A 22536-nucleotide genomic window follows, 5' to 3' on the forward strand; every position below is an offset into this window, starting at 1 on the left:
AGTCTAGCCCTATCTTATGCTCAAAAAATCATTTCCAGGGCACTTGTAAGTCATTGATTACAATTACACAAATAAGCCGCACGCAAAATACCTGAATTTGGGCATGGATATTGCCAATGCAATTGCAGATGTCGTGTCGAAAAACAGCGTATTGGGTCGCCTCGGCGCCAAAAAGCCCGGAAGTGCGTTTTTCCTGCAAAGCCTATCCCGTCGCTACATCCAACCGAACCTGATTTGACGAGGATTTTTTATTTTATGAGATTCATAACAAGCACCCCCAAAACGTGCGCGCTAACGGCGACTATAGCGCTCGTGTCTTTACTGACCCTAAACCTGGGCAGCCAGATTGCCGACTCGTTCAGCAAACCGTCCCAGAACCAGAACAGCGACATCGTAGGTCATGGTGATGTCGACACCTTAAAAGCCGCAATGGATGTCTGGAAGCAAAATTACGAGGCGCGCGGCGGGAGCCAGGAGACTCTGAAAATCAGTATGGGTTATTCCAAAGTTTTGTCGCATAGCTTTAGCAGTGGCCGTGCACTGATGGAACTGAACCTGAAAAGCGGAGCGCTAACACTAAAAACCAGTGGGATGGATGCTGGCAAATATAGCCTGTGGCTGGTTGATAACGGCGCTAGTTCCGTAAAACCCGAAGCCGGCGATAAGATGATGCCGCTGGGCGATTTCTTAGTCGCCGACGGCAAAGGTCAGCTAGAAACCCAATTGCAACGCCAACAATTAACCGGCTTTACCCTGGACTCGGTGGTCGTTTCCAAAGCCGGTCAAACCCCGGCGGAAAACGTCACACTTACCGGTTCGCCAGATCTGATGCATAAACTCTATTATGCCGACAAACCCTGGCTAACCACCGCCATGGGCGACTTTAACGGTCGCGAGTATGAAACAAACACCGGATTTGAGTTTCTATTGCCGAAAGCAGCCAACGCCGACACATTGTCGGACTTGACGCCAGTACTGGGCGCCCAGGTCGCGTTAGGCCGGCAAATTTTCCATAACGAAACCTTCGGCGGCAACGGCAGAACCTGCGGTACCTGCCATCGCGCCGACAATAACTTCACCCTGGACCCCAACTACATCTTGAAACTACCTGCGAACGATCCGCTGTTCGTGGCTGAAACCAATCCGGCCTTGGCTGACCTGGAAGACTCGACCCTGTTACGTAAACACGCATTGATCAAAACCAATGTCGACGCTCATCCCGATCCCGCTAACCCTAACACACTGGTCAATCCTGATATATTCCGCAGCGTGCCACACACTTTATCTTTGGCTACTACCGCCAAAAGCGAAACTCTGGCTGCGGGCGGAGATTTCGTTGCGGATGAGGCATTTGCCAACGCCACCGGCTGGAGCGGCGATGGCGCACCGGGTGGCGGATCGCTAAAAGAATTTACCCTGGGAGCGGTAGCTCAGCATATGACGACTAATTTACTCAGGGTGCCCAATACCGATTTTCGCGTACCGAGCAACGCTGAACTCGATGCTGTCGAGGCTTATATTTTATCTCTGGGCCGAAGCAAGGATTACCCGGTCTATAAATTAAGCTTTTTCGACCCCCTTACGCAGGCCGGCAAGGTGTTGATAGATACCAAGCAAAACCCCTGCTCCGGCGGAGGCCAACAAACTACCACCAAGATAAACGGCGTATGGGTTGCGACATGCCCGAGCGGTCAATCCGTAGTCCAAGGCACCACAGCCAACTGTAACGGCTGCCATCAAAATGCCGGCGGCCGCAGTTCAACCACCAACGCCAACCCAACCCGCAACACAGGCATCGAGCAGATGAAGATCCATCCCGCTCGCCTGCTCAAACCGGATATGCCTTATGACGGCGGCTTCGGCCAAACCGCAGGAAGTTGTGGTCCGGACGGCGAACCTTGTTATGGCGACGGTCGCTTCAATACGCCACCGTTGATCGAAGCAGCCGACACCGCACCATTCTTCCATAACAATGCAGTCAGCACTCTGGAAGAAGCCATTGCAGCCTATAACAGTGACGCGTTTAATTTTTCAAATGGTTCTTTGACCTCGAAGAATGCTGATCGCAAAGTCAAGCTTGACTCTACCCAAGTTGTAGCCGTCGCTTCGTTTTTGCGCGCCATCAACGCGTTGGAAAACATTCGACTGTCGGACCGTTTGGATAATCAGGCCAAACAAGTGGCAAATAATGCCACTGCCAAAGAACTAGCCAAACTGGCTATCGAGGAAAACCAAGACGCTATTCAGGTATTGAAAGACGGTGTGCTCGGCAACAATTGGGAAGCGGTCAAAAAATTGGAATCGGCCGCTTACTATCAGAACCTGGCGCAGTTGGCACCGGGTCAGACTCTGCGTAACGCCTTATTGCAAAGCGCTTTGAATAATAAATTACTGGCTAGAAACCTGATTGCGACTTGCAACCCCAACGCACCAGTACCCTCTACAGTGGTCGTGCCACCAAGCGGTAATCAGTACGATTGCTCTGAAATCGGTTTTCAATAACAGTTGAATGGGCTGCGGCCTTAGGGAACCGCAGCTTTTTTCCGCGAGGTTGAAAATCCCGTTAAAAACAGAAAAGTTTGCAAAAAATATTTGTATGAATTCAATCACAGGTAAAAATATGTTTATCCCCCGCTTTCACAATATCGGCACTGGGCTTGCGTTAATCTGCGCGCTTGGCTCGCCTACCCCAACCCTGGCCGCCATCAGCAGTTTTCAACTGGATTGGAGCGGGGCCGTGTTTGGTAATCAGGCCGAGGCACATGCGTTGCTAAGCGTAGACGACATACTTTTTCCCGATACTAGTGGCCTTGTTTGGCTAACGCCTGGGATAGAGGTCACCGGTTTCAACATCACTGTCTCCGGCGCCGCGACAGGTAACGGCAATTTCGACTTAACCGATTATGCGGCATTCATTTGGGATACCACCGGCGCGACTCTGGATTTCACCCAAGAATTGGTTGGGCAAACCATTAGCAGTGGATACAACTGGGGCGAGGGTTATGATACAGGCGGGGATTTTAGTTTGATCGCCGCCGAGTTGAGCAATGCCCCAACCGGCGACGGCTGGTACTTTAAATTGGCCACCGCAAACGGTACTGGTGACAATCTGAAACTGACGTCTTTTCGTCCGTACCAAACGTCGCCGGTGCAACCAGTACCCTTACCCTCGGCGTTTTGGCTTTTTGCAACCGTGTTCGGCCTGTTGTACCGCAATGCCTGGGGAGAGCGTCGTTAGTTTTAAGCTACTAGCCCTTAGGCTAGGCTTATTATGTAACCGATAATTCGACACCAAAAACAGCCGTACTGTAAACATCACTGTACTATTTGAAAGCTCCGGCAACTAACCACTTTCCTTCCATGACTACAAAAGGGAACTTGAAATTTACTGCCAGCCTTGTCGGGAAGTATCTGTTTAGCGCTTCCGGACTCTTTGAAATTGACAGCCTAACTCGCTAAACAAGCAATTTGGTTTGCACTCGAGGGAGAAATCATAACTTTGATGTTTGCCGGACACCAACCCTGGCGGCGAATACCGCCAGATAACGTAAAGCTTGCAGCCTCATGCAAAGAGTGCATCTGCAGAACGGAGTGAAAAAACTAAATCCTGTGTTTTTCAACAGGCATAAAAAAACCGGATGGAGTACTAGACTCCATCCGGTTTAAAAAGCCCAAAAATTTTTAAGCTTTAACGACCGCTTTACGACGACCGGTGTACAGAAAGCCCATCAAAGCACTTGTCATAAACCATACAGAAGCAGGGAGAGGTACGCTAGTAACAGGGTTTTGATCAGCAGCTGCTTTCAGATCGAATCCAAACAGAAAGCTTAAGTTGTTGGTGATCACACCTGGTTTTACAAAGGTCAACAAGAACGTGTCAGAGGCACCCAGTGCGTAATTACCGACTTCGCTAACCCAACCGCTTGCTGTCAACAGACCCAATTTGAAAGGGCTAGCAGATGCGAAGCTGCCTACACCGCTAAAAGTGTACACAGGTGCATCAGCAGCCAGATCAGCAGTAGCAGCAAAGATACCGAAGGTGTCACTTGAAGTAAATGGGAATGAACTAGAACCGAAGGAGATAAAATTGCTATCGGCGTTAGTAGATTCCCAAATGATGCCAGCCGAACTTACAGTCGAAACTGCAAACAGGCAAACAGCAAGCCAAAGTTTTAAAGATAAAAGCGTTTTCATGGATATTCCCCATTTAAAATTAACGTTAACAATTGGCCATCCTTTTGGCCACCTTACTCTGCAATCAAAATTGTTCCTCAATTCCGACTACGAAGGGGGTTGATATATACAAATACCTGCCCACCACCATATAAGCAAATACAATGCCATAATTAAACATTATTTTTTTCAATTGGTTACGTAATAGAGAACTATCGCCTGTAAAATTTACCGACATGTTTTGAGGTTTTTTTTACCTTTTAGCTTAAAAACTCACCAAATCGGTGCAATTAGAATCTAAAACCAAGATATGCTAATTCTTGCGGACACAAAAAAGCCGGATGGAGCCAAATCCGCTCCATCCGGCCTAAATCATAGCTATTCAGTGTCTACAAGAGTTATGCGGGCACAGCCGCCCGAAGTTATGCCACTTATTTCAACACATTTCCGCAATCGCCAGCAGAGAGACGAGTCGCAGCTTTCTTGGTTGCACCCGGAGTCGCGGTAAACCGAATAAACAATTCCTCCCGCGTTTTATTGCGCTGCCTTATCTCGGCTTTTACACCTTGCTCAGCCAATTGATTTTTATATAGCATTGCGCGCGGCCTTTCATTGAATACTCCGAGCGATATTGCCCCCTTGACTTCACCGTCAGTAATCGGCCACACATCGGCAAATCCTTTGGCTTTTAACATCAGTTTATTGATGCGGCTTTGCTCGGCATCTTTGGCAGCGGGATAGTAAATCTGAAAATCCGTTGCGAGTATTATCGACTTGTATACGGGCTTGAATACGCTCAAGTGCTCGGCATTAGCCCACCGCTGCGCAGCATTTTGGTCGTTAAACGGCCCAGCCTCATAGCAATTATTGGTAACCGCTCGCTGGCGTCCGGCACCTATTGAGCTAGCGGTTTGGCTGCGGGCTTTGAAATTTGAAACGGCCGGGGGCCGATTCAAACGCTGCAAAATATCCGTCACTTGCTTAGCTTGTAATTCAGCAGCCGAGTTATCCAGATAAGCGGAAATTTGTGCTCCGCGCCTAGCGGTTTGTCGTTCGCTAAGCAATATTAATTTCGGTACATTGCTTGGCGGTTCGACAGACTTCGTCAACGCACCAAAATGTAACTCCCAGAAAAAAACCAACACATTCAGCAGACATAAAAGAAAAAACAGGGCTTTCATGAGGCATTTTCATTTCGGCAATAGTTAAGCATACCTTTAAAGACCAAATCGCTATCGACAATGCTTGGAATTGCTAGGTATCGAGCTACTGTCTCCGCATCGCCACCGCTCAATACTAGCCGATACACTTTAGGCTGGCGCGCCAACGTGGCTTCCACCAAGCCTGCTGCCGCCAACAAAGTACCGTTATTGATAGCAGCTTCCGTGACTACCGCCAATTGTGTGTCAGCCTGGTCTTCGTTAAATGGTAGCGCGGCGGTATTTTGTGCCAAGGATTTTTTCATTAGTAGCAAACCTGGACTGATCAAGCCTCCCAGATGCTTGCCATCCGTCTCGATAAAATCGATTGTAATCGCGGTGCCGCAATCGACTATGCAGGTGTCGCCGGGATAATAACGATGCGCGGCCAGCAATGCCAACCAGCGATCCACGCCCAACCTCTCCGGCTGAGCATAAGCATTTTTGACATTAAATGCCGCTTGTGAGGCTCGCGGTATGATTACCTCTATTCCAGGCCAAAGAGCCCGCGCCATTTCAAGCAATAGCAATGTCACCGCGTTTTCCGATACCGACGCGATGGCTAATTGCCTGGGTGCAGCTATATGCAGCCAAAACTCGCGTAAGCATTCTAGAAAATCCGCTTGCCGATAATCCATGAAAAGTGTCGGCTGCAGCAGACCGGCATTTGCTTGAGTCCATTTCAGGCGAGAGTTGCCAACATCCACGAGTAAAATCATATATGTCTGAAACTGACTTCGCCTGACGCAAACGCGCGGATTTGGCCGTTCGCTTGTTTTAGCAATAACAAGCCTTGATCGTCTATGCCGGCTACCACGCCACTAAACGCTTGTTCATGCATAAAAATGTCGACTTGCTTACCTTGCATACAATCGTATCTACGCCATTCTTCGAGATAATGGCCCAGTGAATACATCTCGTATTCCGCCAGCACCGGCAATAACTGATTCAATAACGCACCCACCAGCCAATTGCGTTTGCCGTGAATCGATCCCGCCAAAATACCATGCAAATCCACCCAGTCCTGCTCAATGCCCTCCCCTTCATGCGCCGGTAAATAGACGTTTAAACCCAAACCCATTACCGCGTGGCAAGGTCCACTGCTTTCTCCGGACACCTCTATTAAAATCCCGGCCAATTTACGTTGTCGCCAGTAAATGTCATTCGGCCACTTCAAACCGACTTCGGAAATCCCGAAACCTCGCAACGCACGTACCACGGCAACACCCATCGCCAGGCTCAATCCTGTAATCGCAGCCGGTCCGCCCTGGAAGCGCCACAAAATCGATAAATAAATATTGTGGCCAAATGGTGAAACCCAAGTCCGACCCCGCCGGCCTTTTCCCGCTGTTTGCCGTTCAGCCAAACAGACAGAACCATTGTTAGCGCCCTGCCGCGCCATTTCCAATAAATGCGTATTAGTGGAGTGAATCTGATCGTGAATTTCCAGCTCACCGAGTAACGGCCTGACGCGAAACTCCAGGTACCGATCGATCTGCTGTTTATCCAGTAACTGCAACGGCCGCTGCAAACGGTAACCCTTGCCGGATACCGCCAGTAATTCAACACCGAATTCGGACAACGCACTTAAGTGTTTCCATACCGCCGAACGACTAATGCCAAGCAAGCTCGCCAATTCGGTCCCGGAATGGAATCGACCGTCCGCCAGGACGTGTAACAGCTGTTTGAGCTTATGAGAAATCAAACGTCAACCTTACGAAAACCCTTTGAAACCGTATAGCGCGGTTAAAACTCGTTTTTATCACGCAATTGCTGCAGCTGCTTTTTGACGACGTGCTTAATCAACAGCTCTCTATCGTCTTCAGTGAGATTGACATACTCCACGCAAATAGCAAACGGCTGATCCGGGTTATCTTCCGAAATATCCTTACATTGCACGACCTTCGCATAAGCAACGATCACCGCCATGCACGAAGTCAGCAACATCCGCAGCTCCAACAACATACCAACCTCTATCGGCGTATCGTTACTAAATGCCAAACCCGTCGCGCTGAGACTGACTTCCTGGGTATCGTGCTCGGAAAACTCTTCACTCTGCGCGCTAATCGCCTGCGCGATCAGGTTAATCTTGGTATCAATGATTTTCAGATATTCGAACATTTCCGGATCGCGTCTTTCCAAGCGTGGCGACAACATTCGCGCTTCCTGGGCTAGTACATCCAAGGCTGAAGTCAATGAACAATTTCCTAACACGTCGTTGGAGACATGACTCAACGCGTCGGCATGTTTTTTGTCTATGACCTTATGCAGCAGGCTTATCGTGTCGTTGACGCGGAAATAACGCCTTTTTTCTTCTATTTCATCCACCATGGTGTGTTCGTCCTCGGTATATTTAAGTAGGGTAATATTTCGAATAAGGAATTTTAGCTTAAGCGCCATCAACTGCTTAATCCCATCCGGTTAATCCGGAACAATAACGTCGTAAGTACGCATCAAACTGCTAATTTCAACGCGCGCCAGACTGACCACTGGCAAGATCAAATCCACGTCCGTTAACCCGGCGGCATGCAAAGACTCTTGTTCTACATACAACTCGTTGACGTCGTAGATTTGCAAGGCCTTGAAAATTGCCGAGGTGTCCTTCAAAGCTAATCCGACCGGCTGCTGCTGACTTTTCAATTGCCACACGGCATCATCGACAAATAGTAATGCTACGTGCTGGTCGAAGGCAGCCGCAGTCAAAATCGCGTCCAGGGTTTCCTGCAGATGAGTGCCACTGTAAGGCAAGCGGCGCATAATAAATAGATAACGTTTCATTGAATACTCAACCGAAAACCACGCAGCGATCAGCCAGCAGTGTAGCTTCCAGCCATTGCCCCAAACCGCCTATCCGAAACCCCAGTGCCGTATCGTCATCCTGCTTGCCTTGTCGCGCCGCCTCATCTAGACACAATAAGCCCCGGCGCTGTGCCGCAGAAATACATACCACTAAATCCAGGCCAGAGTGCTCGGCCAATTGCGACCAATACCGAGTAATCGACAACTCATCGTCCGGAGGATTTGCATAACGAAAAGCATGATAGATACCTTCCTTATAAAAAAATACGCGTAGAACTTGGTGCTCGGCGGCCAACGCAGCTTGAATAAACCGATAGGCATTCAGGCCCGCATTGCTGGCGTAAGGACTGGCATTAACTTGTACGGCATATTTCATCGCGCTGTAAAATAATCGTTAAATTAAATATTGAACGCATTTTAATACGGGCATACGCACACTGCCCGTTTTTGCCGCATATTGTTTTGCCATTGAACCAACTTTGCCGCTTCCGGTCCCAGCCTCCATGACACTTAAGCCTCTAATTTTCAGCCTTGGCCTAATCCTATTCTGTTCGTCGCCACGGGCCTTGGACATTGAAAAAATCCAACTGCCGGACATGGGCGATTCCGCCGGCGCCATTATTTCGCCAACGCAGGAAAAGGAATTCGGCGAAGCGTTTTTTCGTAATTTGCACCAGCAAACCGAGATTAATCAGGATGTGGAGATCCAGCAGTACATCCAAACCATAGGCCGGCAATTAGCTTCCCACAGCGATACCCCATCCAATCCCTTCCATTTTTTTGTAGTGATGGATCCCAATATCAACGCCTTTGCCGGTCCGGGTGGATACATTGGCGTCAATTCCGGCTTGATTTTGCTGACCGAAGCGGAAAGCGAACTGGCATCGGTGATGGCTCACGAGATTGCTCACGTCACCCAACGCCATCTATATAGATCGATCGAAAAAGCCAGCAAGATGTCGATTCCGACAGTCGCGGCCACGTTGGCGGCGATTTTGATCGGCACCCAGTCGCCCAACATGGGCCAAGCGGCTCTGATGGCAATTCAAGCCGGCAATATTCAGTTTCAAATCGACTTTACCCGCGATCACGAAAAAGAAGCTGATCGGGTGGGTATGCAAACGCTGGCAGGCGCCAATTACGACCCGCGCAGCATGCCTACCTTTTTCGAACGCTTGCAACAATCCACCCGCTACTATGGCAAAGGCGTACCGGAATTTTTAAGGACTCACCCGGTATCCGAAAATCGTGTCGCCGACACACGCGGCAGAGCCGAAATATATCCGTACCGCCAGTATCCGGATTCGTTGGCTTATTTATTGACCAAAGCCAAGCTCACTGTAATGTCCGCTCAGGACAAACGCACCCCGTTACAGCACTTCACAACGCTCGAAATGCAAGGCACGTCGGAGCAAAGAGCTGTCGCCCGTTACGGCATAGGTTTGGTGTATCTGGAAAACCAACAATACGCCGCCGCCAGCGAAGTGTTTCAAAAACTCACCGAGCAATATCCGACCCAGCCACAATATATATCAGCACTGGCGCGTGCGGCCATGGATGCTCACGACTACGAAAAAGCCGGCAAATTATTTGAAAAAGCGATCAATAGCTTTCCTAGCAACGACGCTCTGAAAATCGAATATACCCGCAGCCTACTCAAGAACGCCCAGCCGCAACGCGCCAAGCAAGTACTGCAAAGCTTGTCGGACGGTGAGAAAGATCAACCGTTTTATTACGAATTGCTCGCGCAGATTTTCGCCGACCTCAAACAGCCTGGCGAATCGCATCGCTACATGGCCGAATATTATTACGCCAGCGGCGAAACCGAGGCGGCGATCATGCAAATCAGATTGGCAAAACAAGAGAGCGACCTAAGTTTTCAACTGCAGGCCATCCTCAACGAACGGCTTAATTTCTTTCTAAGCGAGGAAGAATCACGCAGAGCGGAGCGCTAATTTTAAACATTAGAAAGAACTGATACTTTCTAAGTTTTTGTTTAAGAAAATTAATTTCGTGACGAAACCATTTCCCAAAGAAAAATGATTTTTTTTGTTGGACACACGGTTTTTTTTAAAATAAACTTCGGCCACCTTTTACGGAGTGAATACAACCTTAACCGGTTGTATTATTGAGGGGGAGGGAAGCGGCCTGTAAAAAAGGCTGATAATAATAACAATAAAATAGTAATTGCTTGACTAAACTGCCTCACGGCAGGCGTCCAACATAATAACAATAATAATTACAACAAACAGGACGGGCCCGCGTATAGCGGGCTTTTTATTGCCCGTCGTTTTACCTTCGCCCCCCATCCGCTTGCAGCCTCGATTGGCCTAAGGGCGTCATTTATCTTATAATTCAGCCTTCTTCGCTCGATACTGTTACAGTCTATCGGGCAAAGCTCCCCCGCAAACTCAGATAAGGCTAAATCATGGCACGCGTTACCGTTGAAGATTGTTTGGAAAATGTAGAAAACCGTTTCAAACTGGTGTTACTCGCCAGCAAAAGAGCACGGCAACTGGAAAGAGGCGCCGATGAATTCATTCCGCGCGGCAAAGACAAAGACACCGTGTTAGCACTTCGTGAAATTGCCGCTGGCTTTGTTAACGAAGAAAACATTGATCGTCTGCATCGCTCCGGGTTCGTTTCGGAAACCCATCTGGAAATCTAACCCCGATGCCCGAGATAGCTGTCAAAACCGTACCAGCGCTACCCGCTATCGAGCATCCTGAAGAAAAACTTCTTCACCAGCTCTGCAAGATCCTGCGCAGCTATCTCGACCAAGAGCAAATCAACGATGTGATCCGCGCCTATCATTTTGGCGCGGCCGCACATTCCGGACAATTCCGCAGAAGCGGCGAAGCTTACATTTGTCACCCGGTATCGGTTGCGACCACGTTGGCCACTATGCACATGGACCACCATGGCATCATGGCCGCCATTCTGCACGATGTCATCGAAGACACCCCCATCAGCAAGGAACAACTGGGCGAACAATTTGGCCTGGAAGTTGCCGAGCTGGTCGACGGCGTGACTAAACTCTCCAAGATCGACAGCCGTTCCCGCGCCGAAGCGCAAGCTGAAAACGTCAGAAAAATGTTCCTGGCCATGGCGCAAGACCTGCGGGTAATCGTCGTCAAACTCGCTGACCGTTTGCATAATATGCAAACCATGGGCAATATGCCGGTCGATAAAAAACGCCGCATCGCCAAAGAAACTTTGGAGATTTACGCACCAATCGCCAATCGCCTGGGCATGAACGATGTCAGGCATCAGCTGGAATCGCTGGGCTTTAAAGCGCTCTACCCCAACCGTTTTACCGCTATCAACAATGCCGTAAAAAAATCGCGCGGCAACCGCAAAGAAATCATCGACACCATCCAGAATGCCATCCAAAATCGTCTGAAGGAAAGCGACTTGGACGGTGCGGTGGCTGGTCGAGAAAAAAACATCGCCAGCATTTATCAAAAAATGCTCAGTAAACACATTTCCTTTACTGACGTATTCGACGTCTACGCTTTCCGAATTTATTGCCACCAAGTCGACGACTGTTATCGCGCTTTAGGCTGCGTACATAATTTATACAAGCCGGTTCCCGGCCGCTTCAAGGACTACATAGCACTGCCCAAAGCCAACGGCTACCAGTCGCTACATACGATATTGATAGGTCCTTACGGCGTACCTATCGAAATTCAGATTCGCACTCACGAAATGCATCGTTTATCGGAGTCTGGGATTGCCGCGCATTGGCTATACAAATCCGATAAAGATAAAAGCGAGACCATTCAGGCGCGCGCCAACGAATGGCTGCGCGATTTGCTGGAAATCCAAAAATCCGCCGGCGATTCGCTGGAGTTCATCGATAACCTGAAAGTCGATCTTTTCCCGCAAGAAGTATTCGTCTTCACACCCAAGGGCAAGATTATCAAGCTACCGCGCGGCGCCACTATCGTCGACTTCGCTTATCTGGTGCATAGTGATGTCGGCAATGCCTGCATTTCCGCACGCATCGACAAGAAACTGGTACCGCTGCAAACCAAGCTGGAAAACGGTATGACAGTGGAAGTCATTACCGCCACCTGGGCCAGGCCGAACCCCTTATGGTTGAATTACGTCACTACCGCCAAAGCCCGTAGTTGCATCCGCGCCTATTTAAAAAACTTTAATCAGCAGGAAGCGGTTAATCTCGGCCGCCGCCTGCTGGAAAAAGAACTGCAAAGCCTGAATATTCAACTCGAAAATGTCGATAACACCCGCATCATCCAGGTGTTGCAGGTATTAAAAAAACACTCTATGAACGAGTTGCTGGAAGACATTGGCCTGGGCAACCGCATGCCCTTCCTGGTGGCCAAGCGCATCAGTCAAACCGACGTAAACGCCGCCGTCAAACTCGACGACAACGAATCCACGCATAAAACCCCGCTGGTTATCAAAGGCACCGAAGGCATCGTAGTCAGCTTGGCTAAATGCTGTCGGCCAATTCCAGGTGATTCGATTATCGGCTTCTTCAATCCCGGCAAAGGCATAGTCGTCCATCACCATGAATGCCGTAACAGCAACGAAGTCAGAAAAAAACAGACTACCTGGCTGGATGTGGAATGGAGCCCGGAAGCCAGCGGCGAATTCCCCGCCGAAATCCGCATCGAATTGCTAAACCAACGCGGTTCGCTGGCCACCATCGCCTCAACCATCTCCAGCATGGACTCCAATATCGAAAACATCACCGTGGTCAGTCAAGACGACCGCGTCTCGGTAGACTTGCTGACCTTGGCAGTGAAGGATCGCGTGCATCTGGCCACTATTATCCGCAAGTTGAAAAAGCTTTCTCTGGTTTTAAAAATTACCCGCATCAAGGCATAGCATGAACAAGGAAATCATCTCGACACCTCGGGCGCCGCAAGCCATCGGCACTTATTCGCAAGCCATCAAAGTCGGCGACACTGTTTATTTATCCGGACAGATCCCGCTTGACCCGGAAAGCATGCAAGTCGTGGACGGCGACATTGCCGTACAGATCCGCCGGGTTTTCGATAATCTGAAAGCAGTAACCGAAGCCGCCGGCGGCGACTTCAGCGACATCGTCAAACTCAATGTTTTTCTGACCGATTTATCTAATTTTCCCACGGTCAACGAAATCATGGCGGAGTATTTCAGCCAACCCTACCCCGCTCGTGCGGCAATAGGCGTTGCGGCATTACCCAAAGGTGTTGGTGTGGAAATGGACGGCGTGATGGTATTGCGCAACGAATACTACTGATCAGAGCTACGGGGCGTTTTATTTCGCCTCATTTATTTATTCATGAGTCATCCGGAACCGCACAAACAAACTGTCACCACGTTGACAGGCATCGGTTCCCAATCCGCCGCCCGCCTGGAAAAACTGGGTATTCATACCCTCCAAGACCTGTTGTTCCACCTGCCCTTGCGTTATCAGGATCGCAGCCGTATCGTCCCCATCTCGCAATTATTACCGGGCATGACCACTTTGGTCTGCGGCACTGTGGAATTTACCGACAGTATCCAGCGCGGCCGACCCAGCGTGATTTGTCGCATAGCCGACGACAGCGGCAGCCTGTCGATACGGTTTTTTCACTTCTCCGTCCAACAATGCCAACAACTGAAACCCGGCACCCTGCTCGGCTGTTTCGGCGAAATACGTTACGGCTACAACGGCCTGGAAATGGTGCATCCGGAATACAAAATCGTCGCTGCGGCCGAACAACTACTTGAAGCAACGCTGACGCCGGTCTACCCGCTGACCGAAGGTATTTCCCAATCCGCATTGCGCAAAGCCATCAAACAAGCATTAACACTCTGCTTGCAAAGCGACAGTGCCATTACGGACTGGCTGCCCGCCAACTTGCTGGCAGAACATGGCTATCCCTCGCTGAACGATGCCTTGCACACCCTGCACAATCCACCGCCGCAGTTGTCGGCAGAGATTATTAGCGGCGGCTCCCTGCCCGCATTAAAACGTCTGGTGTTCGAGGAGTTTTTAGCCCACCACCTAGCGCTACTGCAAGGCAAATTGGCTTATAAGAGCTGGCAGTCGCCAATATTTAAAGTAAACGACACGGTAAAACAGGCATTTCTTGATGGCTTGCCATTTCAGCTGACCGGTGCGCAACAACGGGTTAGCGTCGAAATCGAAAGCGACTGCCGCCAGTCACAACCCATGCTGCGCTTAGTGCAAGGCGATGTGGGTTCCGGCAAAACCGTGGTAGCGGCTCTGACCAGTTTGATGGCCCTAAACTCGGGTTATCAAGTCGCGATCATGGCACCCACAGAACTATTAGCCGAACAACACTTTCGCAACTTCAGCCTGTGGTTCGCCGAGACCGGCTATCAGGTGCTGTTTCTAACCGGGCAATTGAAAGGCAAATCCCGGCAAGCCACCTTGGAAGCCCTGACAGACGGCTCGGCCAACATCGTGATCGGCACCCATGCATTGTTCCAAGATAGTGTGCATTTTCATAAGCTGGGCTTGATCGTCATCGACGAACAGCACCGCTTCGGCGTTCATCAACGTTTGGCTCTGCGCGAAAAAGGCCAGCATGGCGGCTTAAGACCGCATCAATTAATCATGACTGCCACCCCCATTCCGCGCACCTTGGCGATGCTGCAATATTCCGACCTGGATATTTCCATCATCTACGAGCTGCCGCCTGGCCGCAAACCCATCGCCACCAGCGTGATTTCCTCGGAACGCCGGGAAGAAGTCATCGGCCGCATCGAACATTGGGTGGCGCAGCAACGCCAAGCCTATTGGGTCTGCACTTTGATCGAAGAATCCGAAGTTCTGCAATGCGAAGCAGCCGAGAAAACCGCCGCCTATCTATGTCTAGCCCTGCCGAACGTAAGAATTGGACTGATCCACGGCCGAATGAAAACGGCTGAAAAAGACGCGGTGATGCAAGCCTTTAAAAATCGCGATTGCGATTTATTGGTCGCCACCACGGTGATCGAAGTGGGTGTGGACGTACCTAACGCCGGCTTGATGATCATCGAAAATCCGGAGCGTTTAGGCTTGTCGCAATTGCACCAGTTACGCGGCCGGGTTGGCCGCGGTAATCAGGACAGCTATTGCCTACTGTTGTATCAATCACCGCTCTCGCAAGCCGGCAAACAACGACTGGCTATCCTGAAAGAAAGCAACGACGGCTTCGTGATCGCCGAAAAAGACTTGGAACTGCGCGGCCCTGGCGAGGTGATGGGCACCCGCCAAACCGGGCAGATACAGTTCAAAATCGCCGATTTGAGCCGCGACAGCGACTTGCTGGAACTGATCCCGGTCGCCGCGCAATTGATCCATCGCCAACACCCCAACGCCATTCAACCGCTGATCCAACGCTGGATCGGCCATAGCCGCCATTACGCCGAGGTTTAACGCTTGCCCGACAAAAGTTTCTTATTCAGCCGCCCGCCCATCTGGAAAAGCCACGAACAAAGCAGCCAACGGCAACTGCCGAACGACCTGCAATCCTGGCTCAATGAAACCGGCTCGCTGACCAAACGTCTGCGCGGCATACACGGCAACCGCTTCGGCGTAAAAGTGCTATTTCACCGCTGGAAACCGGCATTCATAGACGAATGCCAGCTACTAGGCTTGCCGCCCTGCCGCTACCAATTGATCCGGGAAGTACTGTTGCACGCCGATGGCGAGCCCTTGGTGCTGGCCCGCACCATCCTGCCCGAGCCAACCATCGAAATCGCCCATCGTAATTTATCCCATCTCGGCACCAGACCCTTGGGCGAGGTGATTTTTGCCTATCCGGATTTGGAACGCCGCCAGCGTCAATTCAGCCGGGCTGATACAAACATTTGGTCACCAGCCCTACAAACAGCTGTTAATGTTGATGATGCTATTTGGGGGCGTCGAACGGTTTACGCGATCCATCGGCAACCGTTGCTGGTGGCGGAGTTTTTTTTACCTGCGGTATTTGCGGCACACGTCAATACCTAAACCGTTTATTTGCGTATTCCGATCAAAGCCGCTACCTATTTATTTCCAACCACCACCCAACGCTTTATAAAGGGTAATCGTCGCCAGTCGCTGTTGCTTGGTAACATTGATCAGTTGCAGGTTCGATTGCAACGCACTTTGTTGCGCAATCAAAACTTCCAAATAACTGGCTCTGGCGGATTTATATAACTCATTGGCCGCCTCGACCGATTGTTTCAATACCTCGCTTTGTTGCTTTTTGAGTGCGCTCATTTGTTGCAGGCTTTTGATATTTGACAGCTGATTAGCGACCTCAACATAGGCATTCAGAATGCTTTTCTGATAGTTATACATTGCACTCAGTTGATTGGCCTGGGCGGTGTTAAATGCGGCTTCCAATGATTTCATGTTGATGATAGGCGCCACCAGGGTTCCAGCAAGCGAATATGCTAGCGAGGCGGGCGAGGTAAACAAAAATTCCGGGTTGAACGCCTGAAACCCTAAGCTGGCGGTAATGTTGAAGTTGGGATAGAAAGCCGCCTTGGCTGCCTGCAAATCGAATTTGCTGGCTTCGACTTGATGTTCCGCAGCACGCACATCGGGACGGTTGATCAATAACTGCGACGGGATACCGGCAAGGACTTCTTTGGGTAGCGCATCGAAGAACTCGGTTTTCGTCCGCTCGATGGGTTGTGGATAGCGGCCCAGCAAAAAATTGATGTTATTTTCTCGCTCGCTAATTTGTTGTAGCAGCGTTTTTTCCAATACCTGGCTATCGAGCAGTTGCGCATTGAATTGTTGAACCGCCAGCAGATTTGCCCTGCCGGCTTCTTTTTGTATCTGAATGATTTCCAGCGCTTCCTGTTGTTTTTGGATGGTCTGCCGGACAATATCCAGCTCATTATCCAATGCCAATAGTTCGTTGTAGTAAATAGCGACATCGGTTACCAGGTTGGAAATCACAAAATGTGTGGCTTCAATACTGGACAGGTAGTTTGAAACAGCCGCTTTACGCTGGCTTTCCAGTTTACCCCAAACGTCGACTTCCCAAGACGACTGCAAGCCGATAAACATATCGGGCAAATTTTCCGGAACGATTTGACCGGGCCTGATTTCAGTTGTCGCATTACCAGCGCCATCCATCGTGTAAAGCCCAAACTTACGCACACCGCCGCCCACATTCAAACTGACTTGCGGCAGCATGGCGGCATTTGCCAATTTCACGCTGGAACGCGAGGTTTCAATGCGTTGCAAGGCCATTTGCAGATCGAGGTTATTGCCGACCGCTGTATCCAGCAATTTGAGCAACAGCGGATCGGCAAAATAATCTCGCCAGTTAATGCTGGCTACGGCGGTGCTAACTTGTTTATCGTTAAAGCTGTCCGGAAGCGGCTTTTCCGGGATCGACAAATCGGTATTTAGATTTGCGCACCCGCTAAAGCCCATGATCACGAAGAAAAGAACGAATGGGTGAAAAACTTTAGGTTCCATGAGCGATCACAGGGATTCAGTGAATGGGACTTCATCTTTTCTGCCGCCGAGATGATTATTGTCGGCCTTGCCGGCAAATACCACATATAAGCCGGGAATCACGATGACGCCGAAAAAGGTTCCAAATAGCATGCCTCCGGCGGCGGCCGAGCCGATGGTATTGTTACCAATTTCTCCAGCGCCCGAGGCAAACATCAACGGAATCAGACCCGCGATAAAGGCTAATGAGGTCATTAAAATCGGTCGTAACCTTAAGGTGGCGCCTTCAATAGCCGCAGCATACGGCGACTTGCCGAGTCGATGTTGCAAGCTAGCAAATTCGATGATCAGAATGGCGTTTTTGCCGAGAATACCAATCAGCATAATCATGGCGATTTGTGCGTAGATATTGTTTTCCAGGCCCATGATCCATAACATGAACAGCGCGCCGAATATACCAATGGGCAACGACAAGATCACCGGCATCGGCAACAGAAAGCTTTCGTATTGGGCTGCTAGCAGAAGATAAACAAACAACAGACAAATCATAAAAATATAAATGGCCTGATGACCGGCATTGGCCTGATCCCGAGACGAGCCGGCCCAATCGTAGCCAAATCCTTTGGGCAGTTTTTTCGCCGCCACGTCCTTGATGGCGTCGATGGCTTGGCCACTGCTATATCCCGCTGCCGGTTGGCCGTTGACCATGGCCGAGGTGTACATGTTGTAGCGCGTCACCTGTTCGGGGCCATAGACTTTTTCGATGTGCAGAAAAGCGGAAAACGGCACCATCTTGCCGGCATCGTTTTTGATATACAACTTCATCAGATCATCGGGCTGTGCACGGTATTCCGGCAGCGCCTGCACCATGACTTTATACATCTGACCAAAACGGATGAAGTTGGTCGCATATTCGCTGCCGATCAAGGTTTGCAAGGTGCTCATGGCATTTTCGGCGGTGATGCCTTTTTGTGCCGCCTTGTCGCCGTCGATATGCAGCACAAACTGTGGGAAACGCGCGTTGAAGGTAGTAAAGGCATTGACGATTTCCGGTCGTTTGTTCAATTCCTCGACAAACAGGTCGGCGACTTTCTGCAATTGTTCGAGACTGCCGCCGGTTTTATCCAACAAGCGCATTTCAAAGCCGCTGGAATTGCCGTAGCCCGGCACCGGCGGTGGCGTGAAAAACTCGATACCGGCATCCTTGATATGCTGGGTCTTTTCTTCCAATACCCCAATGACTTCCTTATCTGAGACGCTTCGCTCGCCCCAGTTTTTCAAGCTGATCAGATTCATGCCGTACACCGCGCCACTGCCGTCCGACAGCACACTGAATCCCGCCAAGCTTGATACTGAGTTGACGACTTCAAGTGAGGCGGCGATTTTCTGCACGTCATCGACCACTTTTTCGGTGCGTTCCAGCGTCGCGCCGGAAGGCGTGGTGATGTTGGCGTAAATGGTGCCTTGATCCTCTTCGGGGATAAAACCCGTCGGCACATTGGCGCCTATCAAGCCGGCGCCCAGGGAAAACCCCAGCAAGATGGCAAACGTGATCAGTCGGCGATTGGCAATGGCGCCGATCAGTGTCTTGTAGCGGGCGGCCAGTCCGTCATACCAGTGATTAAATCCGCCAAACAGTTTTTGTAACCGGGTGGCTTTTTGCTGGGAGTGGTGATGGCTTTTAAGCAGCAAGGCGCAAAGTGCCGGCGTCAATGACAGCGCGGTAATGCCGGACAACACAATCGAGAAAGCCATGGTTAGCGAGAATTGCCGGTAAAAAATGCCGCTGGGTCCGTCCATAAATGACACCGGCAAAAACACCGCCGACATGACCAGTGTGATGGCAATAATTGCACCGCTGATTTCGCGCATCGCTTGTTCGGTGGCTTTCATCGGTCCGATATGCGAATGTTCCATCTTGGCATGCACAGCTTCAATGACCACGATGGCGTTATCAACGACTATGCCGATAGCCAGTACCAGGGCAAACAGGGTAATCAGGTTCAGGGAAAACCCCATCAGTTGCATAAAGAAAAAGGTGCCGACCAACGAAACCGGTACCGCCAGAATGGGGATTAGGGTGGAGCGAAAGTCCTGTAGGAAGATAAACACCACCAAGGCCACCAAGACAAAGGCCTCGATCAAGGTTTTAATCACTTCATGGATAGAGGCGTCCAAAAACTCGGAAACGTCGTAAGTCAAACTGTAATCCATGCCGGGTGGAAACGAGTTGGCTTTGATTTCTGTCATGGTTTTTTTGATATTGGCGATGACTTCCTTGGCATTACTGCCGGGCCGTTGTTTCAGCATAATGGCGGCGGAAGGTTGGCCGTTTTCCTTGGACAAAACATCGTAGTCCTGCGAGTCGAACGCCACTTCGGCAACATCCCGTAAGCGCAATAGTTCACCATCTTCCTTGCCGCTCAGCACGATGTTTTCATAGGCTTCCTGGGTGTTGTGCTTGCCGGAGTATTTCAAGATGTACTGCAACGCTTGCGCGTCTCGCCCCGAACTTTCGCCGATTTTACCCGGCGCGGCCTCGACGTTTTGCGCCCTTAGTTTTTCAATGACTTCGGTAGGCGAAATGTTATACATCAGCAACTTATCGGGCTTCAACCAAACCCGCATCGCATATTCCCGTGAGCCCATAATGTCGGCAAAACCGACCCCTTCGATGCGTTTCAACTCTCTCAACACATTGATGTCGGTAAAGTTGTAGAGAAATTTTTCATCCAAGGTCGGGTCTTTACTGAGGATGTTGACGTACAGCAGCATGCTGTTTTGCACTTTCTCGACGATGACTCCCGACTTGATCGCTTCTTCGGGCAGTTCGTCCAACACCGATGCCACGCGGTTTTGCACGTTGACCGAGGCGACTTCCGGGTCGGTGCCGGCTTTAAAAATAATCTGGATCACGCTGACGCCATCGTTACCGGAAACCGACGACATATAGGCCATGCCCGGTACGCCGTTGATGGCCCGCTCAAGCGGAGTGACGACTGCCTTGACGCAGGCTTCGGCATTGGCGCCGATGAATTTTGTCGTGACATTGACTTCGGGCGGGGCGATATCGGGAAACTGAGTAACCGGCAGTTGAAATAACGACAACAGCCCTAGCAAGGTAATCAAAATGGATATAACGATCGACAATACCGGCCGATGGATGAATTTGGCAGTCATCATGACGCTTCCCGCTCCCTTAATTTGATGATGGTAGGGCTTGCGCTAAATCGATGGGCTTTGCGTGTATCTTGTCGCCATCCTTCATGCTTTCCACGCCTTCATAGACGATGCTGTCATGCTCGGATAAACCGGATTCGATCACATAAAAATCAGGAAAGCGCATTTTCGGTACGATATTGCGCTGCTCAAGTACGCCATCCGTGTTAACGACATACACATACAGTTTGTCCTGTACTTCAAAGGTCGATTTCTGCGGCACAAACAAAGCCTGTTTGAGTGGCTTGTTGACGATGATTTTGCCATTGGAGCCATGCTTCAACAGCCTTTCCGGATTAGCGAACCGGGCTCTGAAGGCGATGTTGCCGGTGCTGTGATCAAACTCGCTTTCGATCATTTCGATTTTTCCGGCATGGGGATATAAGACGTGATTGGCCAGTTTCAGGCTCACGCTATCTGTCTGTTTATCGTTTGCCGAAACATAATTGAGGTAATCGATTTCTGATAGATTGAAATAAGCAAATACTTCCTGATTGTCTGAAATCGAGGTGAGCATATCGCCGTCGGCAATCAAACTGCCGACTTTATTGGGAATCCGATTGACGAAGCCGCTGAACGGCGCTTTGATTTGCGCAAAGGAAAGGTTCAACGCGACTTGTTCTTTATTGGCCGCCGCTTCGTCCACATTGGCTTTCAGTGCCTCGACCTTGGCTTTAACGATTGCGAGTTCACCTTCCGCCACGATGTTTTTTTCCAGTAGTCGACTGACATTTATCACTTCAACTTCCGCCGCTTTCAAATTGGCTTGAGCGCTTTTATGGGCCGCATTAGCCTTTTGCAGCTCTCGCTGAAAATCTTGGAAACGGAGCGCAAGCGAAGTGAAGATTTTTAGTCCCCGATAGCCGTAGCGCCGGGCGGGTTTTCGCAGCGAAGCGGAGAAAACCTGCAAGGCATCGCGACACGGCGTCAAGTCATGCGAGAGCCGATGTTTCGACCCCCTGTTGGGTCGAAACGAGGTGACGCGGACGAATCGGGGCCGCCGAAGGCATAAACTGCCAGCAAATTTTTCGCGCTGAAATCGGATGGGACCCATTTCAGCTTTACCGAAAAATGCTGGCGCTCCTGTTTTCGAATTCCATGAAACTCAGGGTGAATAACAGTTGCCCTTCTTTGACCGCTTGTCCCTCGTCGACATGAATTTTTTCGATATGCCCTTTGATTCTGCTCCTGACTTCGACATAGCGTACCGACTGAATTTCGGCAACATACTCGCTGCTGTAGCTGGTGTCCTTGACGATGGGATGAATCACCTCGTGGGTATCGACTTGAGTCGGCGGCTTTTCGGTGTTGCAGGCTGCCATGCCCAAACAAAGCATTAGCAACAAAATTTTGCTGATTTTCATTTTTCCGTGATTGGCTGGATTGACGCTCGATTTAATGCCTGCCAGGCCTTAAACGGTCGTTGACGAATGATCGATGGGTTCTTCCGGTTTATAGTGCGCACAACCGGACGCTAACGAGAGGCTGAGGGCGAGATAAATTAGGTAAATTCGGCGTTTTGGAAGGCGACAGGAAAACATGGGCTCGAATCTCAAGGTACACAGACAGCAAGATTTTAGTGAGTCAACCTTACAATAACCTTTCACTTAGCTTAGGGAAACGCTGATTAAATCCTTCGACAATCTCAGAATGAACGGTAAGTGTTTGATTCCGTTCGTGATCGACTGCGAGAATGCAGGAGTTAGAGCAACGCAGGAGCAGCTGCCGAGAGCCTGT

Annotated in this window: 20 protein-coding genes; 9 read left to right on the forward strand and 11 right to left on the reverse strand. The window is 50.2% G+C overall.

The annotated features are described in order from the left end of the window. Positions 1-103: 103 nt before the first annotated feature. The 3 genes from EBA_RS24590 (at position 104) to EBA_RS13565 (ending at position 3238) form a co-directional block, all read left to right on the forward strand. Positions 104-238 (forward strand): hypothetical protein, encoded by a 135-nt coding sequence (locus tag EBA_RS24590; RefSeq protein WP_267873583.1) that lies wholly within the window; start codon positions 104-106, stop codon positions 236-238. A 74-nt stretch (positions 239-312) separates the two neighbouring features. Then, complete coding sequence (locus EBA_RS13560) at positions 313-2502, forward strand: hypothetical protein (protein WP_192375199.1); 2190 nt, start codon at positions 313-315, stop codon at positions 2500-2502. Between the two features lie 118 nt (positions 2503-2620). After that, positions 2621-3238, forward strand: a complete 618-nt coding sequence (locus EBA_RS13565) for a hypothetical protein (protein WP_192375200.1) — start codon at positions 2621-2623, stop codon at positions 3236-3238. 443 nt (positions 3239-3681) lie between these two features. On the opposite strand, the gene EBA_RS13570 is transcribed toward EBA_RS13565, so the two are convergent. The 7 genes from EBA_RS13570 to tusD all read right to left on the reverse strand — a co-directional run bounded on the left by EBA_RS13570 (position 3682) and on the right by tusD (position 8547). Further along, the gene (locus EBA_RS13570; RefSeq protein WP_192375201.1) at positions 3682-4194 is read right to left on the reverse strand and encodes a hypothetical protein; all 513 of its coding nucleotides are present in this window, start codon (positions 4192-4194) and stop codon (positions 3682-3684) included. A gap of 410 nt (positions 4195-4604) precedes the next feature. Then, a complete protein-coding gene (locus EBA_RS13575; RefSeq protein ID WP_192375202.1) occupies positions 4605-5354 on the reverse strand; it encodes a hypothetical protein in 750 nt (249 codons plus the stop codon). Beyond that, a complete protein-coding gene (locus EBA_RS13580; RefSeq protein ID WP_192375203.1) occupies positions 5351-6091 on the reverse strand; it encodes a type III pantothenate kinase in 741 nt (246 codons plus the stop codon). Before EBA_RS13580 ends, EBA_RS13575 begins: the two co-directional genes overlap by 4 nt. Continuing rightward, a complete protein-coding gene (gene birA / locus EBA_RS13585; RefSeq protein WP_225616252.1) occupies positions 6088-7077 on the reverse strand; it encodes a bifunctional biotin--[acetyl-CoA-carboxylase] ligase/biotin operon repressor BirA in 990 nt (329 codons plus the stop codon). Before birA ends, EBA_RS13580 begins: the two co-directional genes overlap by 4 nt. Positions 7078-7118: 41 nt before the next feature. Next, on the reverse strand, positions 7119-7703 hold the full coding sequence (locus EBA_RS13590; protein WP_192375204.1) for a PilZ domain-containing protein: 585 nt from the start codon (positions 7701-7703) through the stop codon (positions 7119-7121). Between the two features lie 90 nt (positions 7704-7793). Then, positions 7794-8150, reverse strand: coding sequence for a sulfurtransferase complex subunit TusC (gene tusC / locus EBA_RS13595; RefSeq protein WP_192375205.1), 357 nt, complete (start codon positions 8148-8150; stop codon positions 7794-7796). 7 nt (positions 8151-8157) lie between these two features. Further along, positions 8158-8547 carry a sulfurtransferase complex subunit TusD gene (gene tusD, locus EBA_RS13600; RefSeq protein ID WP_192375206.1) on the reverse strand — a complete coding sequence of 130 codons (390 nt, stop codon included), beginning with the start codon at positions 8545-8547 and terminating at the stop codon, positions 8158-8160. Positions 8548-8737: 190 nt separating this feature from the next. Here tusD and EBA_RS13605 point away from each other — a divergent pair, with 190 nt between their 5' ends. From EBA_RS13605 to EBA_RS13630, 6 genes are all read left to right on the forward strand, one after another. Beyond that, positions 8738-10126: a M48 family metalloprotease gene (locus tag EBA_RS13605; RefSeq protein WP_225616273.1), complete on the forward strand. Its 1389-nt coding sequence runs from the start codon at positions 8738-8740 to the stop codon at positions 10124-10126. A gap of 473 nt (positions 10127-10599) precedes the next feature. Beyond that, positions 10600-10839, forward strand: coding sequence for a DNA-directed RNA polymerase subunit omega (gene rpoZ / locus EBA_RS13610; RefSeq protein ID WP_192375208.1), 240 nt, complete (start codon positions 10600-10602; stop codon positions 10837-10839). 5 nt (positions 10840-10844) lie between these two features. Beyond that, positions 10845-13028, forward strand: coding sequence for a RelA/SpoT family protein (locus tag EBA_RS13615; RefSeq protein WP_192375209.1), 2184 nt, complete (start codon positions 10845-10847; stop codon positions 13026-13028). 1 nt (position 13029) lies between these two features. Further along, positions 13030-13425, forward strand: a complete 396-nt coding sequence (locus EBA_RS13620) for a RidA family protein (RefSeq protein WP_192375210.1) — start codon at positions 13030-13032, stop codon at positions 13423-13425. A gap of 42 nt (positions 13426-13467) precedes the next feature. Next, positions 13468-15555 (forward strand): ATP-dependent DNA helicase RecG, encoded by a 2088-nt coding sequence (gene recG, locus EBA_RS13625; RefSeq protein WP_192375211.1) that lies wholly within the window; start codon positions 13468-13470, stop codon positions 15553-15555. 3 nt (positions 15556-15558) lie between these two features. After that, a complete protein-coding gene (locus EBA_RS13630) occupies positions 15559-16131 on the forward strand; it encodes a chorismate--pyruvate lyase family protein (RefSeq protein ID WP_192375212.1) in 573 nt (190 codons plus the stop codon). A 39-nt stretch (positions 16132-16170) separates the two neighbouring features. Here EBA_RS13630 and EBA_RS13635 read toward each other — a convergent pair whose 3' ends face one another. The 4 genes from EBA_RS13635 to EBA_RS13650 all read right to left on the reverse strand — a co-directional run bounded on the left by EBA_RS13635 (position 16171) and on the right by EBA_RS13650 (position 22163). Beyond that, complete coding sequence (locus tag EBA_RS13635; RefSeq protein ID WP_192375213.1) at positions 16171-17601, reverse strand: efflux transporter outer membrane subunit; 1431 nt, start codon at positions 17599-17601, stop codon at positions 16171-16173. Between the two features lie 6 nt (positions 17602-17607). Further along, positions 17608-20760, reverse strand: a complete 3153-nt coding sequence (locus EBA_RS13640; RefSeq protein ID WP_192377288.1) for an efflux RND transporter permease subunit — start codon at positions 20758-20760, stop codon at positions 17608-17610. Positions 20761-20779: 19 nt separating this feature from the next. Further along, complete coding sequence (locus EBA_RS13645; RefSeq protein ID WP_225616278.1) at positions 20780-21730, reverse strand: efflux RND transporter periplasmic adaptor subunit; 951 nt, start codon at positions 21728-21730, stop codon at positions 20780-20782. A gap of 130 nt (positions 21731-21860) precedes the next feature. Beyond that, on the reverse strand, positions 21861-22163 hold the full coding sequence (locus EBA_RS13650) for a biotin/lipoyl-binding protein (RefSeq protein WP_192375215.1): 303 nt from the start codon (positions 22161-22163) through the stop codon (positions 21861-21863). Positions 22164-22536 lie beyond the last annotated feature (373 nt).

Source organism: Methylomonas albis (assembly GCF_014850955.1).
GTDB classification, from domain to species: domain Bacteria; phylum Pseudomonadota; class Gammaproteobacteria; order Methylococcales; family Methylomonadaceae; genus Methylomonas; species Methylomonas albis.

What these genes read in the sequence shown, in the direction of transcription:
- EBA_RS24590 (WP_267873583.1), top strand. Translation starts at nt 104, where the DNA reads ATGGATATTGCCAATGCAATTGCAGATGTCGTGTCGAAAAACAGCGTA.
- EBA_RS13565 (WP_192375200.1), top strand. Translation starts at nt 2,621, where the DNA reads ATGTTTATCCCCCGCTTTCACAATATCGGCACTGGGCTTGCGTTAATC.
- EBA_RS13570 (WP_192375201.1), bottom strand. Translation starts at nt 4,194, where the DNA reads ATGAAAACGCTTTTATCTTTAAAACTTTGGCTTGCTGTTTGCCTGTTT.
- EBA_RS13575 (WP_192375202.1), bottom strand. Translation starts at nt 5,354, where the DNA reads ATGAAAGCCCTGTTTTTTCTTTTATGTCTGCTGAATGTGTTGGTTTTT.
- EBA_RS13580 (WP_192375203.1), bottom strand. Translation starts at nt 6,091, where the DNA reads ATGATTTTACTCGTGGATGTTGGCAACTCTCGCCTGAAATGGACTCAA.
- EBA_RS13590 (WP_192375204.1), bottom strand. Translation starts at nt 7,703, where the DNA reads ATGGTGGATGAAATAGAAGAAAAAAGGCGTTATTTCCGCGTCAACGAC.
- tusC (WP_192375205.1), bottom strand. Translation starts at nt 8,150, where the DNA reads ATGAAACGTTATCTATTTATTATGCGCCGCTTGCCTTACAGTGGCACT.
- tusD (WP_192375206.1), bottom strand. Translation starts at nt 8,547, where the DNA reads ATGAAATATGCCGTACAAGTTAATGCCAGTCCTTACGCCAGCAATGCG.
- rpoZ (WP_192375208.1), top strand. Translation starts at nt 10,600, where the DNA reads ATGGCACGCGTTACCGTTGAAGATTGTTTGGAAAATGTAGAAAACCGT.
- EBA_RS13615 (WP_192375209.1), top strand. Translation starts at nt 10,845, where the DNA reads ATGCCCGAGATAGCTGTCAAAACCGTACCAGCGCTACCCGCTATCGAG.
- EBA_RS13620 (WP_192375210.1), top strand. Translation starts at nt 13,030, where the DNA reads ATGAACAAGGAAATCATCTCGACACCTCGGGCGCCGCAAGCCATCGGC.
- recG (WP_192375211.1), top strand. Translation starts at nt 13,468, where the DNA reads ATGAGTCATCCGGAACCGCACAAACAAACTGTCACCACGTTGACAGGC.
- EBA_RS13635 (WP_192375213.1), bottom strand. Translation starts at nt 17,601, where the DNA reads ATGGAACCTAAAGTTTTTCACCCATTCGTTCTTTTCTTCGTGATCATG.
- EBA_RS13640 (WP_192377288.1), bottom strand. Translation starts at nt 20,760, where the DNA reads ATGACTGCCAAATTCATCCATCGGCCGGTATTGTCGATCGTTATATCC.
- EBA_RS13650 (WP_192375215.1), bottom strand. Translation starts at nt 22,163, where the DNA reads ATGAAAATCAGCAAAATTTTGTTGCTAATGCTTTGTTTGGGCATGGCA.